The following is a 15,578-nucleotide window of genomic DNA, read 5'->3' on the forward strand; positions in this document are numbered from 1 at the left end:
GACCCCGGTCGCCGGCACCGGGGGCGGCCTCAGACGACGAGCACGGCCACCGTGACGACGGCCGTCGCGACGATCTCCCCCGCCCCCAGCGCCGCCGGCGTCGCCCCCGGCCAGCGCACCGGCACCAGCGCCGCCCGCACCGTCAGGGCCAGCCCCACCGCGAGGAGCAGCGGGTGCACCACCGCACCGGCCGCCGCGATCCCCGCGTGGTACAGCACCGACGCGCGCCGCACCCGCGGGTCATGGCGCTCGCGGATCATCGACTTCACGTAGACGACCGTGCCGAGCAGGTACGCGAGCAGCACGGCGGTGGCCAGCAGCACGTCGGACGTCAGGCCGGACGACGGTGCGCCGGGCGGGCCGCTCGCCCCGCTGCCCAGCGACGCCGCCACCGGGGTCATCAGACTCGCGGCCAGCACCGTCACCGCGTCGTTCCACCACGACCGGTCGGCACGCCGCACCGACGCCCACAACGACAGTGCGAGCAGCGGGGCGAAGACCGGCGCCCACGCCAGCAGGTGCGGGGCCGTGGCGACCAGCGCGACGCCCAGGATGCATGCGGCGGTGCCGTACGCGACCACGGGCGGCCGGTACCGGGCGCGGCGCCGCGCCTTCAGCCACAGCCCTGCCGCGTGGTACGCCAGGTACGCGACGAGCCACGACACCAGCAGCAGCGCGTGCACCCACCGCCACCCGCCGAGCGTCGCCCCCACCACGGTCGGGACGACGAGCATCGCCCACGCCCCGTGCTGCCGCGGCACCCACCCCGGTCCCGGTCGCCGTCGTGCCGCCGGTCGGGCCGGTGCGGGGGTGACGGGTGCGCTCACCCCGTCACGGTAGGTGGCGTCGCCGAGGGCGGTCGCAGGACCCAGGTCCGTGGCCGCCCGGCGCGCGCCGCGGACCGCTCCCGCCTACGGTCGGCTCGTCGGGTGCGACCGCACCCGCCCCACCCGTCCCCCGGAGGTCGTCATGCCCACCGCCACGCTCCACGGCACGGTCCTCGCCCACGCCGGCGACGACGAGGTCGTCCACATCGAGGGCAACGTCTACTTCAAGCCCTCGACGGTGCGGACCGAGCTGCTCGAGGCGTCCCCCACCCCGTACACGTGCCCCTGGAAGGGCGTGTGCCAGTACTGGTCGGTCCGCGACGGCGACACGCTGCTCGCCGACCGCGCCTGGTCCTACCCCGAGCCGTACCCGGGCGCCATCGAGCGCGTCGGCACGGACTTCGCCGGGTGGGTCGCGTTCTGGAAGGAGGTCGAGGTCTCCTGACCCCGACCGGCCTCGGGGCGCGGCGTCAGCGGTCGCGCTTCTCGCGGATCGCGCGCTGCGCCTCGAGGTTGTCCTGCCGCTCGCGCAGCGCCTGCCGCTTGTCGTAGTCCTTCTTGCCGCGCGCCAGGGCGATCTCGACCTTGGCGCGGCCGTCGAGGAAGTACAGCGCGAGGGGCACGATCGTCTGCCCCTTCTCGCGGGTCTTGGCCGCGAGACGGTCGATCTCCTCGCGGTGCAGCAGCAGCTTGCGCTTGCGGCGCGGCGCGTGGTTGGTCCAGGTGCCCTGCGCGTACTCGGGGATGTGCACGCCGTGGAGCCACGCCTCGCCGCCCTCGACCTCGGCCCAGCCGTCGACCAGCGACGCCCGGCCGGCGCGCAGCGCCTTGACCTCGGTGCCCGTGAGCATGACCCCGGCCTCGAACACGTCCTCGATGACGTAGTCGTGCCTGGCCTTGCGGTTCGCGGCGACGAGCGTGCGCCCGTCCGCCCGGCCCTTGGCCACGACGCACCTCCAGTCCTCGCCCCGCAGGGCGTCGTGGGCGCGCCGCGGACCGGCGCGCGCCGACGGACGAGCCTACCTGCGACCCGTCGCCCCCACCCAGCGGATTCCCGGCCACCCCGGCGGGCCGGCCGCACCGGCCCCGGGCGTCAGAGGCCCAGGTACGAGCGCGGGTTCACGGTGGCGCCGTTGATGTACACCTCGAAGTGCAGGTGGCACGCGGCCGACGTCCCGGTGTTGCCGGCGTACCCGATGAGCTGGCCGGCGCTGACGGTCGAGCCCGCGCCCACCGTGAACACCGACATGTGGTTGTAGCTCGACATGAGCGACGAGCCGTTGACCCAGCCGTGGTCGATCATCACCTGGTTGCCGTACCCGCTGCGGAACCGGGCCCACTGCACCGTGCCGGAGCGGCCGGCGTACACGGGCTCCCCGCACCGGTCGCGCAGGTCGATGCCCGCGTGCATGCGGTAGTACCCGAGCACGGGGTGCAGGCGCATCCCGTACTCCGACGTCACGTAGATCGGGCTGTGCGCGGTCGGGTTGGCGAACATCGCGCCCGCCGGTGCCGCGGGCGGCTGCGCCGAGCCCCCGCCGGACCCGCCCGAGCCGGCGTCGGCAGCGGCCTCGCGCTGCTCCCGCTGCTCCTGGACGATCTTCGCCAGGTCCGACGCGAGGCTCGACCGGGCCCGCTCCTGAGCCTTGACCTGAGCCTCCGCCTCGGCCTTCTGGTCCTCGATCGACGCGAGCTTCGCGGTCTGCTGCTCCTGCAGGTCCTCCAGCTCGGCCTTGGCCTCGGCGGCCTCCTGCTCGCGCTGCTGCGCCTGCGCGAGCGCCGCGTCGGCCTCGGCCTTGAGCTCGGCGACCTTCTCGCGGACGGCCGCGAGCCGGACCTGGGCGTTCTCGTTCTCCGCGACGAGCGTCTGCAGGTCGCCGAGGACCTGCGCCTGCGTGCGCATCGCGGTGGACACCAGCCCGTACCGCTCGACGAACTCCTCCGAGCTCTGCGCGTCGAGCATCACGCTCATGCCGGAGACGTCCCGGCCGCCGCGGTACGCCTCGCGGGCCATCTGCCCGATGGTCGCGCGCACCTCGTCCTCACGGGACCGGTCGACGTCGATCTGCTCGGCGACCTCGACCTCCTCAGCCTCGGCGTCCTGCAGCCGGAGCGCGTACTCGTCCGCCAGGCGCTGGGCCTCCTGCGCAGCGGCGACCGCGGCGTCGAGGCGCTCCTGCGCGGCCGGCATCTGCGCCTCGATCTCGGCGAGCTCGGCCACCGTGTCGGCCAGCTCGCCCTCGAGGTCCTCGAGCGCCGCGGCCAGCTCGCCCGCGCGCTCGTCGGCCTCGGCGATCTTCTGCTCGGTCTGCGTGCGCCTGTTCTCCAGGTCGTCCGCCAGCGCGGGCCCGGCGACGACGGCAGGCAGGACCACGGCCAGAGCGGCGGCCGCGGCGGTGGCGGCCCGGACCAGGCGGTGCGTGCGGTGGCTCATGTCAGACCTTCGTGTAGCGGCTCAGCGTCACGATCGAGGAGACGGCGGCGAGGGCGATCGCCACGACGACGAGCCACGGGGCGACCGCGACCACGTCCGACGTGCCGACGTACGGGATCCAGGTGACGGACTCCCCGAGCCAGTCGGTGACGAGGTACTGCACCCCGAGCCACAGCCCGCCGATGGCGAGCGCGGCACCGACGGTCGCCGCGAGGGCGCCCTCGAGCATGAACGGCAGCTGGATGAACAGGGTCGACGCCCCGACCAGGCGCATGATCCCGGTCTCGCGGCGCCGGCTCATCGCGGACAGGCGGATGGTGGTGGTGATGAGGAGCACCGCGGCCAGCAGCATGATCGCCGCGAGCCCGCCGGCCGCCCACGTGGCCCGGTCCAGCACGAGGAAGAGGTTGTCGAAGAGCCGGCGCTGGTCCTCGACCGCCTCGACGCCGGGCCGCCCGGAGACGACGTCCGCGACCACCTGGTACTGCTCGGGGTCGGTCAGCTTGATGCGGTAGGAGGAGTTCATGTCGTCGGCCGTGGCCGCGGACGCCCAGAACTGGTCGCCGAACTGCTCCTGGAAGGCCTCGTAGGCCTCCTCCTTGCTCTCGGTGTAGATCTGCTCGACGAACGGCGCGACCTCGGGCGCCTCGAGCGCGGCGAGGATCTCCTGCCTCTGGTCCTGCGTGACCTCGCCGCCCGCGCACGTGGGCTCCGGGGAGCCGGCGGGGCACAGGAAGACGGAGACCTCGACCTTGTCGTACCAGTCGTCCTTCATCTTGCCGATCTGCGCCTGCAGGAGCGCGGCCGACCCGAGGAACGTCAGCGAGACGAAGGTGACGAGCACGACTGAGATGGTCATCGACAGGTTCCGGCGCAGGCCGATGCCGATCTCGGAGAGGATGAACTGGAAGCGCACGTCTCCCCCTCAGCGGTCCGAGCCGTACACGCCGCGCGACTGGTCGCGCACCATGCTGCCGGAGTCGAGCTCGATCACGCGCTTGCGCATCTGGTCGACGATCTCGTCGTCGTGCGTGGCCATGACCACGGTGGTGCCGGTGCGGTTGATGCGGTCGAGCAGGCGCATGATCCCCAGGGACGTCGTCGGGTCGAGGTTGCCGGTGGGCTCGTCGGCGAGCAGGATCGACGGCCGGTTCACGAACGCGCGGGCGATGGCGACGCGCTGCTGCTCGCCGCCCGACAGCTCGTGCGGGCGCCGCTTCTCCTTGCCCGCCAGCCCGACCATCTCCAGGGTGTCGGGCACCGTGGTGAGGATGTGGTGGCGCGGCTTGCCGATGACCTGCAGCGCGAACGCCACGTTCTCGAACACCGACTTGTTGGGCAGCAGGCGGAAGTCCTGGAACACCGCGCCGATCTGGCGGCGCAGGTGCGGGACCTTCCAGCTCGACAGCGTGCCGAGCTCCTTGCCGGCCACGAACACGCGCCCCGCGGACGCGCGCTCCTCGCGCAGCACCAGCCGCAGGAAGGTCGACTTGCCCGACCCCGACGCCCCGACGAGGAAGACGAACTCACCGCGCTCGACGTCGAGGCTCACCTGGTCCAGCGCGGGGCGCGCCCCGCGTGCGTAGACCTTCGTGACGTTCTCGAACCGGATCACCGTGCAGACCTCGTCCCCTCGGGCCGAGACCTCGTGCCCCGGCCGCCCACGCTCCGGCGGGCCTGTCCGAGGGTAGGAACGTCGTCGAGGACCCGCGAGCAGGACACGCCGCGGGCGCACCTGTGAATCGAGGTGCGTGACGGACAGGTGTCCACCTCGTCCCGGAACGCCCCCTGCGTCACCGGCACGTCAGGAGTCGGCCGCCGCCTGCAGCCCTCGGCGCCAGCGGATCCCGGCCTCGAGGAAGTCGTCGATGTCGCCGTCGAAGACCGCCGACGGGTTGCCGACCTCGTGCTCGGTGCGCAGGTCCTTGACCATCTGGTACGGCTGGAGCACGTACGAGCGCATCTGGTCGCCCCAGGACGCCTTGATGTCGCCGGCCATCTCCTTCTTGGCCGCGCGCTCCTCCTCCTGGCGCTGCAGCAGCAGCCGGGACTGGAGCACGCGCAGCGCGGCGGCGCGGTTCTGGATCTGCGACTTCTCGTTCTGCATCGACACGACGATGCCGGTGGGGATGTGCGTCATCCGGACCGCGGAGTCGGTGGTGTTGACCGACTGCCCGCCGGGGCCCGACGAGCGGAACACGTCGACCTTGATCTCGGACTCGGGGATCTCGACGGAGTCGGTCTGCTCGATGAGCGGGACCACCTCGACCGCGGCGAACGACGTCTGGCGCCGGCCCTGGTTGTCGAACGGCGAGATCCGGACGAGGCGGTGAGTGCCGGCCTCGACGGACAGGTGCCCGAACGCGTACGGCACCTTGACCTCGAAGGTCGCGCTCTTCAGGCCCGCCTCCTCGGCGTAGCTGGTGTCCATGACGCTGGCCGGGTAGCCGTGGCGCTCGGCCCAGCGCAGGTACATGCGCAGCAGCATCTCGGCGAAGTCGGCGGCGTCGACCCCGCCCGCGCCGGCGCGGATCGTCACGACGGCCTCGCGGGCGTCGTACTCGCCGTTGAGCAGCGTGCGGACCTCGAGCTCGCGCATGTCCTTGCGGATCCCGACGAGCTCGGCGTCGGCCTCCTCGAGCGCGTCCGCGTCGTTCTCCTCCGCGGCCATCTCGACGAGGGTCTCGAGGTCGTCGATGCGCCCGCCGAGCCGGTTGACCCGGTCGAGCTCGGCCTGGGTGGCCGACAGGGCGCTCGTGACCTTCTGCGCGCTGTCCGGGTCGTCCCACAGGTCGGGGGCGGAGGCCTGCTCGGAGAGCAGCGCGATCTTCGCCTCGAGGGCGGTGGGGTCGCTCACGGCCTGGATGGACTCCAGGGTCGTGCGCAGGGCGCGGATCTCGGCGGGGAAGTCGGTGGTGGCCACGACCTCTCAGGCTACCCGCTGCCCGGGCCCTCGCCGCGCCAGGCGGCCGGGACGGGAGCGCGACGGGCCGCGCGCACGTGCGGATGTCGAACCGGGCCGGTACGGGACGTCGTCCTCCCGACGGGCCTCACCGGTCGGTGGGACGACCGGAGCACCCGCCTCTTGACCGGTCCAGAACCCTCTGGCACTGTAGCGGTACAGACGTGGGAGCACCCCGTTCCCGCACCCACGACGAAGGGGGACCACCATGTCCATGGACGCGATGGGGATGAGCATCTTCGCGGCGCGCGCCGCCCAGCTCGAGGCCGAGAGCTCGCGCCCGTGGGCACCCGTCGTGCCCGACGCGCACGACGCCGCCCGGCCGCACCGTGACGCTGCCCCGCACCCGGCCCGCGCGGCCCGGCCGCGGCGCGCGCTGGCGGGCGCGCTGCACCGCGTCGCGGACGCCGTGGCGCCGCGCGAGGGCGTGGCGCACCTGGGCCACCCGGCCCGGTGAGCGCGGCGCCGTCCTACCCTGGGCCCCATGACGACGACGGGGCCGACGTGGGACGCGTGACGCTGCAGACGGTCGCCGACCGTGTCGGCGTCAGCCGCATGACGGTGTCGAACGCGTTCTCCCGGCCCGACCAGCTCTCGGCCGCGCTGCGCGAGCAGGTCCTCGCCGCGGCGGCCGAGCTCGGGTACGTCGGACCAGACCCCGCGGCGCGGGCGCTGGCACGGCGGTCCGTCGGGGCCGTGGGCGTCGTGCTCACGGACTCGCTCGGCGAGGCGTTCCTCGACCCCGTCGCCTCCGCGTTCTTCGGCGCGCTCGCCGAGGAGCTCGCGCCGACCGGGCTGGCCGTGACGCTCATCCCCGCGACGCCCGTCGGCGGGCACGTGCCGGCGCGCGACCTGGCCCTCGACGCCGCGGTGCTCTACGCGTGCGCAGGCGACTCGGAGGCCGTCGAGTGGCTGAGCCGGCGGCGGCTGCCCCTCGTGTTCGTCGACCAGGAGCCGCGCCCCGGCAGCGCGGGCGTGCTGCTCGACGAGCGCAGCGGCGGACGCCTGGCGGTCGAGCACCTGCTCGCGCTGGGGCACCGCGACGTCGTGGTCCTGACGATGAACAGCGAGCGTGCCGCACCCGGCTGGGCCGCCGACCCGCGCACGGCGGGCTCGAACGACGTCGCCCGGCACCGCACGGCCGGGGCGGTGGACGCGCTGGAGGCCGCGGGGCTGGCGGCCCGCGTCTACGAGGTCGTCGACAACCGCGACCACCTCACGCTGCCCGGGGCTCAGGAGATCCTCGCCGACCCGCACCGCCCGACGGCGGTCGTGTGCTTCTCCGACCTGATGGCCGCGACCCTGGTGCGGGCCGCGCAGGACGCTGGCGTCGACGTGCCCGGCGACCTGTCGGTCGTCGGCTTCGACGACACCGTGCTGGCGCAGACGCTGCGCCCCGCGCTGACGACGCTGCGCCAGGACTTCGCCACCAAGGGCCGGCTGGCCGCCCAGGCCCTGACGGCCGCGATCGCCCGCGCCCGCACGGACGCACCCTCGGGCACGCCCGCGCCCGAGCCACCCACGACCGTCACCGTCCCGGTCGAGCTCGTCGTGCGCGACAGCACCGCTCCCCCGCGCCGCTGAGGGCGCTGCCCGCACCGGCCCCGCCCGCACCGCCCCGGGCCAGACGCTCGGGAACGTTCCAGGCCGGCAGGCTCCTCGAATTCATCGGACGTTCACCTGGCGCCTGGTCAGAGCAGTGCTGCGCCGGACGATGGGACCGTCGGCGTCCGGTCGGCGACGCACTGGCCCGACCGAACCGGAGCACCCATGAGCACCTCGCGGCCCCACGACGTCGCACGACGTCGCAACCTGCTGACGGACCGTCCCGTCGCGGTGAAGATCGGGGCTGCGCTCGGCGTGCTGGCGCTCGTGGCCGTCACGATGGCCGTGCTGGCGATCACGAGCGTACGCAGCCTCTCCGCGGGGCAGAACGCCCTCTACACCGAGCACGTCGAGCCCCTGGACCTGCTGTCGGACGTGCAGCGCAACTTCCAGGGCACCCGCAACCGGGTCAACGCCCTCGCGTTCGTCGCCCCCGAGGAGCGTGCCGACAAGGCGGCGGAGATCGCCGAGCGCGAGGCCGACCTCGGGGACCTGCTCACGCAGTACGCGCCCTTCGCCGTCTCGGGCGAGCGCGTCGAGGAGATCCGCGCCGCGTCCGACCGCTACCACGAGATCGCGCTGACGACCTGGCTCGACGCCGTCGTGGAGGCACCCGAGACGCTGCCGACGCTGTACGACGACACGGTCTACCCGGTGTCCGACGAGGTGCTCGAGCTGGTCAGCGCCGAGGCGGGCGAGCACGCCGAGGTGTCCGCCGTCCTCGACGCCGAAGGGACCGCGGCGGCGGCCTCGACGCAGGTCGTCCTGGTCGTCGCCCTCCTCGTGGGGCTCGCGCTGGCCGGTGCGATCGCGACCTTCGTGGTCCGGGGCATCACCGCGACGGTGCGCGAGGTGGGCGCGTCCCTGGCCGCCCTGGGGCGCGGCGACCTGACCGTGGCCCCGCGCGTGCGCAACGACGACGAGCTGGGACGCATGGCCGGCAGCCTGACGACGTCGTTGGCGAACCTTCGCTCGACGATGACCGCCGTCCACGAGACCTCCGACGCGGTCGCCGCGGCCTCGGAGGAGCTCTCCGCGTCGAACGCCCAGGTGGCGAAGGGGTCCGCGGAGACGTCGAGCCAGGCCGACGTGGTCGCGGCGGCGGCCGAGGAGGTGTCGCGCAACGTGCAGGCCGTGGCAGCCGGCGCGGAGCAGATGGGCGCGTCGATCCGGGAGATCGCGCAGAACGCGAACGAGGCGGCGCGCGTGGCCACCCAGGCCACCGGCGTGGTCGCGACGACGAACGACACCGTCGCCCAGCTCGGGACCTCGTCGCAGGAGATCGGGAACGTCGTCAAGGTCATCACGTCGATCGCCGAGCAGACCAACCTGCTGGCCCTCAACGCGACCATCGAGGCCGCGCGCGCCGGGGAGGCCGGCAAGGGCTTCGCGGTCGTCGCCGGCGAGGTCAAGGAGCTCGCCCAGGAGACGGCCCGCGCCACCGAGGACATCGCCCGCCGTGTCGAGGCGATCCAGGGCGACACCCAGAGCGCGGTGGCGGCGATCGGGCAGATCAGCGACATCATCGCCTCGATCAACGACTACCAGATGACCATCGCGTCGGCCGTCGAGGAGCAGACCGCCACGACCAACGAGATGAGCCGCGGCGTCGGCGAGACAGCGGCCGGGTCCGTCGAGATCGCCGTCAACATCACGGGCGTCGCGACCTCTGCGAGCACCACCAGCGAGGTCACCGGTCAGATGGGCTCCGCCACCGTCGACCTGGCCCGCATGGCCCAGGACCTGCGCACCCGCATCGGCTCCTTCACCTTCTGACCCGCACGCGCGGACGGGCCGGCCGGGACGTCCCGACCGGCCCGTCCGTGCCGGGTCACCCCGCGGTCGCGCGCACCCCCGCCCGGCGTCGGTGCAGCACGAGCACCGCACCGACCCCGACCAGGAGCAGCCCCAGACCGGCCCACGCCGCCGCCGGAACCCCACCGGTCTGCGCGAGCGCGGTCGTCGGCGTGGTCCCCGTGGCCGCGGTCACCGTCACCGCCTGCCAGCCGACGAGGGTGCCGTCGGCGGCGAACACCGCGAGCCGGTGCTCGCCCGGCGGCGTGCCTGCGGGGATCCGGACGGCGACCTGACCGGACGCGTTCGCCTGCACCCAGTCCCCGCCCAGCAGGGTCGGGGTGGAGAACAGCCACGTGGCGACCCACGCGTCGGCGTGCTCGGCCCCCAGGTCGACGGTCACGACCTGCCCCTGGCGCACCGGGCCGGCGGCGAGCGTCAGACCACCGGCCGGGCCGGTGAGCTCGGCGCCGGACCGTCCGACGGGCGGCGCGTCCGGCTTCGCCGGAGCCGGTGCCGGGTCCGTCGGCGTCGGCGTGGGACCGGCCGGGTCCGTCGGCGTCGGCGTCGGCTCCGGGTCGGCCGGGTCCGTCGGCGTCGGCGTGGACGTCGGCGTCGGCGTGGGCGTCGGCGTGGGCGTGGGCGTCGGCTCCGGATCGGCCGGGTCCGTCGGCGTCGGCTCCGGATCGGCCGGGTCCGTCGGCGTCGGGCTCGGTGGCTCGGTCGGCGTCGGCGTGCTGCCGGTGCCGACGGTCAGGAGCACGGGCGCGGACTCCACGTAAGGGGTCCCGTCGTCGAACGTCAGTCGCGCGACGAGTGCCGCCCCGTCGAGCGCTGCGGTGGCCGGGAAGCGCAGGCGCGCGCCGTCGGCGTCCGTGACCAGCGCGGGGGTGTCCTCCCCGGCTCGCTGGACGTACCACTCCCAGCGGTCCAGCACCGAGGCCGGCCTGACGCCCGCGTCGAGGGCCACGTCCTCGCCCACCGCGTACCGCGCCGCCAGCCCGGTGACCGTCACCTGCTGCAGCGGAGCGGCACCGTGGTCGTCGACCACGACGGTCCTGGCCGCGGACGTCGCCACGACCTCACCGTCCACAAGCCGCTCCACCGAGACGCGGGCACCGTCGAGCGCCTGCTCGGCTGTGAGCTCCAGCACGGCGTCGGAGGTACCGACGACCACCGGCCGGGGCTGGTCGACGCGCTGCACGGACCACCGGAAGGTGTCGTCGGCGCCCGCGGGCGTCGCGACAGCCGTGAGTGTCACCGGAGAGCCGGAGTGATAGTGGTGCGCGAGGCCGGTGACGTCGACCGTCGGGGCGACCGCGCCGGCGACGGTGAGCGTCACGGGGTCGGACGGCCCGTACGCGAGCCCGCCGTCGGGACGGACGACGGCCACGCTGATCCGCGTGCCGTCCATCGCCTCGTCGGCCGTGACAGCGTACGTCGGTCCGGTCGCACCCGGGACGGGCTCGGCCTCGGCCGCACCCGGCGCCCGGGCGAACCACTGGTAGGTGGTCAGCACGGTGCCGGGCTGGACCCGAGCCGCGAGCTCGACCGGCTGGCCGGCCGCGTACCGGTCGGCGGCGCCCGTGACGCTGACGTGCTGCACCGCGGGCGACCCGTGGTCGTCGACGAGGATCGTGACCGGCTCGGCGACGACCGGCTCGATCCCGGCGATGGTCAGGGTGGCGCGCACCTCGACGCCGTCCAGCGCCTGCTCGGCGGTCAGCACGTGCCGCAGGCCGGAGGCACCGGGGAACGTGACCCACTCGGTGCCGGGCCAGCGCCACTCCCAGTCGATCGTGTCGCCCTGCGCCAGCCCCGGGTCGGCGACGAGCTGCAGGTTGACGTCGTAGCCCTGGTGGTAGTGCTCGCCGAGGTTCTGGAAGAAGAAGAGCTGCTCGCCGGGCGCTGCGGTCGTGACGCTGAGCGGGACGCTCGTCTGGCCGACGTTCGTGCCGGCGGGGTCGAAGGCGAAGAGGTTGAGGTAGCCGCCGTCGAACCGCTGCTCGACGGGCAGCTCGATGCTCAACCCGTCCGGGCCGGCGCCCTTCTTCAGCAGCTCGTAGTCGAAGTCCCCGTTCGAGTCGTTGAAGTACTCCCACTGGTACGTCAGGTCGTCCCGCGGTGGGTAGACCGTGCCGGTCGCGCGCAGCGTGTCACCGGCCCGGTAGACGCCCTGCACGCCCTCGACGAGGACCTCGCGCCCGCGGACGTCGGCCGTGACGGGCTCGGACTGCGCGACGGCGACGCCGCCGCGCATGCGCTGCACGGCGAACACACCGGCGAACGACCACTGGTTCGTGACCGTCATGCGGTCGCCGTCGAGCGTGACGTCCGCGATCGGCGTCCAGAAGGTCGAGCCCGAGTAGCGGTAGACCAGCCGGTACTGCTCGCCGTCGGCGAGCGGTGCGCCGCCGACGCGGATCGCCGGCCGGTCCGGCATGTACTGCGGGACCGGGGTGAGCACCTCGGCCGTCGGCCGCTCGGCCACGACCGTCACCGGCAGCGCGACCCACGGGGACTGCTGCACCAGCGTGGTGCCGGTGCGCAGGCGCACCGAGATCTCGTAGCCGACGTGGGAGGCGTCGAGCGGGAGGGCCAGCGTCCCGGTGGCGGCCGACGCGCTGGTCACGACGCCGCCGGCGACCGTGGACCCGATGGGCCGGGTCCGCCACTGGAAGTTCTGCCCGGCGCCGAGGGTCGCACCGACGACGGACGCCGTGAGCACGTCGCCGGGGGCGTAGGACGCGCCGACGCCCGCGATGCCGAACGGCTGACCGCCGGCCTCCTCGGTGACGACGACGTCGACCGGGGCGGACGTCGAGGGCGTCGCGAGGTTGGTCACGGACGGGACGAACGCGCCGCTCAGCGCGGTCGTGCCGACGGGCAGGTCGGCGACGGTGAACGTCGCCCGGCCGCCTGCGACCGGCTCGTGGCCGAGCAGGCGGTCGCCGGCGCGCAGCTCGACGGCGCCGGTGACCGTCGCGGGGCCGACCTCGACCTCGACGGTCACCGGGGCACCGAGGACCGTCGCCGTCGCGGACGGCCGGAGCGTGGTGGTGGTGGCGACCGGCTCGGGCAGGTCGCCCACGACGAAGGTGTACGTGCCCGACGCTGTCTGGACGGTGCCGTCGACCGTGACGGACGCCTCGACGCCGATGCGGTAGGTGCCCGCGGCCCCGAACGCCCAGTTGGCGTGCATGTGCGTGCGCCCGACGGTGAACGCGCGCAGCGACGCGTCCGCCGAGGACCAGCGACGCTGCGGCTCGCCGAAGCCGCTCGTGGTGAACAGCTCGAACGCCCCGGGACCCTCGACGCCGGTGAGCGTGAAGGTGGTCCGGTCGCCCTCTATGGCGCCGGCCGGCACGGACTCCGTCGAGAAGCCCGGCCACAGCCGACCCGTTCCGGGGTTGGACACGGGCGCGACCCACACCGTCGTCCCGGGCGCCCCGAGGAACGCGTACGCCGCCGCGTCGGGGACCTGCATCTGCGCCTCGTCCTCGAGGTGGAACCACGTGTCCGCGGGATCCATCCGCGTGCCGTTGCCCTCGGGCACGTCCGCCTTCGACCCGAGCACGAGCGTCCCGCCGTCGAGGAAGGTGGACACGGCGTCGGTGTGCACGCCGGCCACGACGCGGTAGGTCGTCGCCGGTGGCGCGGCACCGTCGGCCGCGACCGCCGGGGCGGCGGGCAGCGCGAGCGTGCTGCACGCGACGGCCACTGCGGCGAGGAGCGCCGTCAGGCGCCGCCTCGGTGGGGACAGGGTGGTCACGGTGTGCCTTTCGTCGGTGGTCTCTTCGGCGCACCTGCGCGACGGCCGGCCGGTGACGGGCGGCGCGCGGACGGCAGCCGCAGGCGTCGACCACGCGGGTCGACGCCTGCGGGAAGGCGCGGGAAGCAGCGGGGGCGTGCGCGGTGGCATCTAGTGATACTGAGATGCGTTCGCAATAGTGGAGGGCCGCTGGACGCCTGTCAAACACCGCCGGACAGCCCCGCACCGCGACCGCCCCACCGGTCGCGCACCGCCCGCCACGGGCGTCAGCGGTCGTCGCGCAGCGCCCCGCTCAGGTCCGCGACCACCAGGTCGGGCACCTCCGACGCACAGAAGGCCCCCGGGGCAGCACATCACGGTCGATCGCAGCCTCCGGCGACCCGTGCGCCCGCGGGTCGGCCAACGGGCCGACGACGTCGAGGAGCTCCACCACCGAGCTCGGCCACCCGTGGGTCAGGACGAGCGCGAGCGCGTCAGGCTCGGGTGAGCGCACGTGCAGGAGGTGCACCCGCTGACCGACCGCCCTCGGCGCCCGCCAGCATCACGTCGCGCGGGCCACCGAGGACGCCTCGAGCGCGATGCCGTCCGACCAGGGCGCCAGGACCCAGCTGAGCAGCACCGGGCGGGTGACGGCGCCGAGGCGCACCACCGCGGACGCCCCGTCCGGGGACGACGCCTCGAGAACCACGACGCCGTCCCAGTCCGCCGCGGGGTCCGGGTGGGCGGCCAGGTACTCCTGCACGGCGGCACGCACGGTCGCGTCGCTCAGCGGCACGCCACCCGTGCCCTCGGCACCCGCACCGGGGGCGAAGTACTGCTCGTCGGCCACCGCGTCGGCGGCGGCGAGCGCCGCGAGATCCGTCAGCGCCAGCAGCCGCTTGCGCTCCAGGTGCACGCCCGTGGCGGACACCACGACGGTGACGAGCAGCAGCGCGAGCACCGCGAACCCGAGCGCGAGGACCATGATCTGCCCGTCGTCGCCCTGCGGCCGGCGACGGGCGGTCACCGGCCCACCCGGAACGCGTCGACGGGTGCGGTGCGCTGCGCGCTCACCGGGACCTCCAGGGGCACGACGTCACGGACGAAGGACGGCACGAACGGCAGCGGGACCCGCACGGTCACGGTGGCCTGCACCTGCGCACCGGGCGTCAGGCACGGCGTCGCCGAGCACGCCATCGCGAGGGCGTCGGCGGCGGGGTCGTCGAAGCCCTGGTCGTCGAGGGCCACCCCCACGGCCGTGACCGCGCGCGCCGCACCCGTGGGGGCGTCGGGGGCGGCGACGTAGACGCGGGCGGCCTCCCGGGCGGCACCCTCGACCGCGAACGTCCCGGCCTGGATGCGCCCGAGGACGAGCACGAGGTACACGGTGGGCACGAGCAGCACCAGGGCGACGCCGAGGAACTCCACCACGGCGTTGCCGCCGTCGCCGCGGAGGCGGTCGCGGCGGGCCTCCCACCAGCGACGCAGGCGTCGAGCCGACGACACGGTGCCCGCCGAGCACACCGTGCCCGCCGACGACGCGCCGGGCCGCTCGCCCCCGGCCGCGAGGCTGCGGAGCCCGCCTACCGGTGTCACGGGCCCTCCACGGGTGCGTGACCCTGCAGCTCGAGGACACCGCCCGGTCCGAGCAGCCCCACCAGCGGCACCGGCGCGCGGACGGTGACCTCGACGAGCGCGAGACCACCGGCGTCGACCTGCCGGGCCGTGACGTCCTGCGCGTACGACGGTGCCAGCGACTGGCGCAGCAGCTCGGCCGTGCGCGCGGCGCCGTCGGCCGGGTCCCGGCCCACCTGCGCGGCGTACCGGGCCCCCTCGGCGGCGGCGTCGATGCACGTGTTGCGCACGTGCTGCACGAGCGCGAGCTGCACCACGGCCACGAACATCACCACGAGCAGCCCGCCGACGAGCACGAAGTCGACGATCGCCGACCCCGCGTCGCGGCGGACCCCCACGGGCACCGCCCGGGCGGTCAGAGCCCGGAGCGCGGGGACACCGACGTCACGGCGTCCTGGAAGAGCTGCTGCAGGGCGTTGCCCGCCACGAACCACAGCACCGACACCAGCCCTGCGGTCATCAAGGTCACGAGGACCCAGCCGGGCACGTCGCCGCGGTCGTCCTCCCCCAGCGTGCGCAGCCGCAGCTGCGCCTGCACGGCCCAGGCCTGCATCCGTGCGGTCATGGTCC

Annotated in this window: 16 protein-coding genes; 4 read left to right on the forward strand and 12 right to left on the reverse strand. The window is 74.5% G+C overall.

Features of this window, described 5'->3' with window-relative positions; genetic code table 11:
• Positions 1-29: 29 nt before the first annotated feature.
• On the reverse strand, positions 30-827 hold the full coding sequence (locus FBY24_RS00765) for a YwiC-like family protein (RefSeq protein ID WP_255432137.1): 798 nt from the start codon (positions 825-827) through the stop codon (positions 30-32).
• A 142-nt stretch (positions 828-969) separates the two neighbouring features.
• Between FBY24_RS00765 and FBY24_RS00770 the strand changes: the two genes are divergently transcribed.
• Entirely contained in the window at positions 970-1,272 is a 303-nt protein-coding gene (locus FBY24_RS00770; protein ID WP_142157234.1) for a DUF427 domain-containing protein, read from the forward strand.
• A 25-nt stretch (positions 1,273-1,297) separates the two neighbouring features.
• Here FBY24_RS00770 and smpB read toward each other — a convergent pair whose 3' ends face one another.
• The 5 genes from smpB to prfB all read right to left on the reverse strand — a co-directional run bounded on the left by smpB (position 1,298) and on the right by prfB (position 6,184).
• Positions 1,298-1,774, reverse strand: a complete 477-nt coding sequence (gene smpB, locus FBY24_RS00775) for an SsrA-binding protein SmpB (RefSeq protein ID WP_142157236.1) — start codon at positions 1,772-1,774, stop codon at positions 1,298-1,300.
• A 146-nt stretch (positions 1,775-1,920) separates the two neighbouring features.
• Positions 1,921-3,261 carry a M23 family metallopeptidase gene (locus FBY24_RS00780; RefSeq protein WP_142157238.1) on the reverse strand — a complete coding sequence of 447 codons (1,341 nt, stop codon included), beginning with the start codon at positions 3,259-3,261 and terminating at the stop codon, positions 1,921-1,923.
• Between the two features lies 1 nt (position 3,262).
• Positions 3,263-4,177, reverse strand: coding sequence for a permease-like cell division protein FtsX (gene ftsX, locus FBY24_RS00785; protein WP_142157240.1), 915 nt, complete (start codon positions 4,175-4,177; stop codon positions 3,263-3,265).
• Between the two features lie 9 nt (positions 4,178-4,186).
• Positions 4,187-4,876 (reverse strand): cell division ATP-binding protein FtsE, encoded by a 690-nt coding sequence (gene ftsE, locus FBY24_RS00790; protein WP_140460134.1) that lies wholly within the window; start codon positions 4,874-4,876, stop codon positions 4,187-4,189.
• A 189-nt stretch (positions 4,877-5,065) separates the two neighbouring features.
• Positions 5,066-6,184 (reverse strand): peptide chain release factor 2, encoded by a 1,119-nt coding sequence (gene prfB, locus FBY24_RS00795; RefSeq protein ID WP_142157242.1) that lies wholly within the window; start codon positions 6,182-6,184, stop codon positions 5,066-5,068.
• 247 nt (positions 6,185-6,431) lie between these two features.
• Between prfB and FBY24_RS00800 the strand changes: the two genes are divergently transcribed.
• The 3 genes from FBY24_RS00800 to FBY24_RS00810 all read left to right on the forward strand — a co-directional run bounded on the left by FBY24_RS00800 (position 6,432) and on the right by FBY24_RS00810 (position 9,604).
• Positions 6,432-6,680, forward strand: coding sequence for a hypothetical protein (locus tag FBY24_RS00800; protein ID WP_142157244.1), 249 nt, complete (start codon positions 6,432-6,434; stop codon positions 6,678-6,680).
• A gap of 56 nt (positions 6,681-6,736) precedes the next feature.
• Positions 6,737-7,807, forward strand: a complete 1,071-nt coding sequence (locus tag FBY24_RS00805) for a LacI family DNA-binding transcriptional regulator (protein WP_255432138.1) — start codon at positions 6,737-6,739, stop codon at positions 7,805-7,807.
• Between the two features lie 186 nt (positions 7,808-7,993).
• Entirely contained in the window at positions 7,994-9,604 is a 1,611-nt protein-coding gene (locus tag FBY24_RS00810) for a methyl-accepting chemotaxis protein (RefSeq protein WP_142157249.1), read from the forward strand.
• Positions 9,605-9,659: 55 nt separating this feature from the next.
• Here the strand turns inward: FBY24_RS00810 and FBY24_RS00815 are convergent, their stop codons facing one another.
• The 6 genes from FBY24_RS00815 to FBY24_RS00840 form a co-directional block, all read right to left on the reverse strand.
• Positions 9,660-13,394 (reverse strand): choice-of-anchor M domain-containing protein, encoded by a 3,735-nt coding sequence (locus tag FBY24_RS00815; RefSeq protein ID WP_160158397.1) that lies wholly within the window; start codon positions 13,392-13,394, stop codon positions 9,660-9,662.
• Between the two features lie 292 nt (positions 13,395-13,686).
• Positions 13,687-13,902: an epoxide hydrolase N-terminal domain-containing protein gene (locus tag FBY24_RS19710; protein ID WP_222117187.1), complete on the reverse strand. Its 216-nt coding sequence runs from the start codon at positions 13,900-13,902 to the stop codon at positions 13,687-13,689.
• A 33-nt stretch (positions 13,903-13,935) separates the two neighbouring features.
• Positions 13,936-14,400 carry a pilus assembly protein TadG-related protein gene (locus FBY24_RS00825; protein WP_255432139.1) on the reverse strand — a complete coding sequence of 155 codons (465 nt, stop codon included), beginning with the start codon at positions 14,398-14,400 and terminating at the stop codon, positions 13,936-13,938.
• The gene (locus FBY24_RS00830) at positions 14,397-14,969 is read right to left on the reverse strand and encodes a pilus assembly protein (protein WP_370510953.1); all 573 of its coding nucleotides are present in this window, start codon (positions 14,967-14,969) and stop codon (positions 14,397-14,399) included. Before FBY24_RS00830 ends, FBY24_RS00825 begins: the two co-directional genes overlap by 4 nt.
• On the reverse strand, positions 14,966-15,352 hold the full coding sequence (locus FBY24_RS00835) for a TadE/TadG family type IV pilus assembly protein (protein ID WP_370510954.1): 387 nt from the start codon (positions 15,350-15,352) through the stop codon (positions 14,966-14,968). The genes FBY24_RS00830 and FBY24_RS00835 overlap by 4 nt, the downstream gene beginning before the upstream one ends.
• Positions 15,353-15,363: 11 nt before the next feature.
• Complete coding sequence (locus FBY24_RS00840; RefSeq protein WP_255432140.1) at positions 15,364-15,573, reverse strand: hypothetical protein; 210 nt, start codon at positions 15,571-15,573, stop codon at positions 15,364-15,366.
• Between the last annotated feature and the right edge of the window lie 5 nt (positions 15,574-15,578).

Origin of the sequence: Cellulomonas sp. SLBN-39, from assembly GCF_006715865.1 — a bacterium.
Classification (GTDB): Bacteria; Actinomycetota; Actinomycetes; order Actinomycetales; family Cellulomonadaceae; genus Cellulomonas.

Bases quoted from the DNA above. Each gene is read 5' to 3' on its own strand.
- FBY24_RS00840 (WP_255432140.1), bottom strand. From the start codon at position 15,573: ATGACCGCACGGATGCAGGCCTGGGCCGTGCAGGCGCAGCTGCGGCTG.
- FBY24_RS00800 (WP_142157244.1), top strand. From the start codon at position 6,432: ATGTCCATGGACGCGATGGGGATGAGCATCTTCGCGGCGCGCGCCGCC.
- FBY24_RS00780 (WP_142157238.1), bottom strand. From the start codon at position 3,261: ATGAGCCACCGCACGCACCGCCTGGTCCGGGCCGCCACCGCCGCGGCC.
- FBY24_RS00770 (WP_142157234.1), top strand. From the start codon at position 970: ATGCCCACCGCCACGCTCCACGGCACGGTCCTCGCCCACGCCGGCGAC.
- FBY24_RS00810 (WP_142157249.1), top strand. From the start codon at position 7,994: ATGAGCACCTCGCGGCCCCACGACGTCGCACGACGTCGCAACCTGCTG.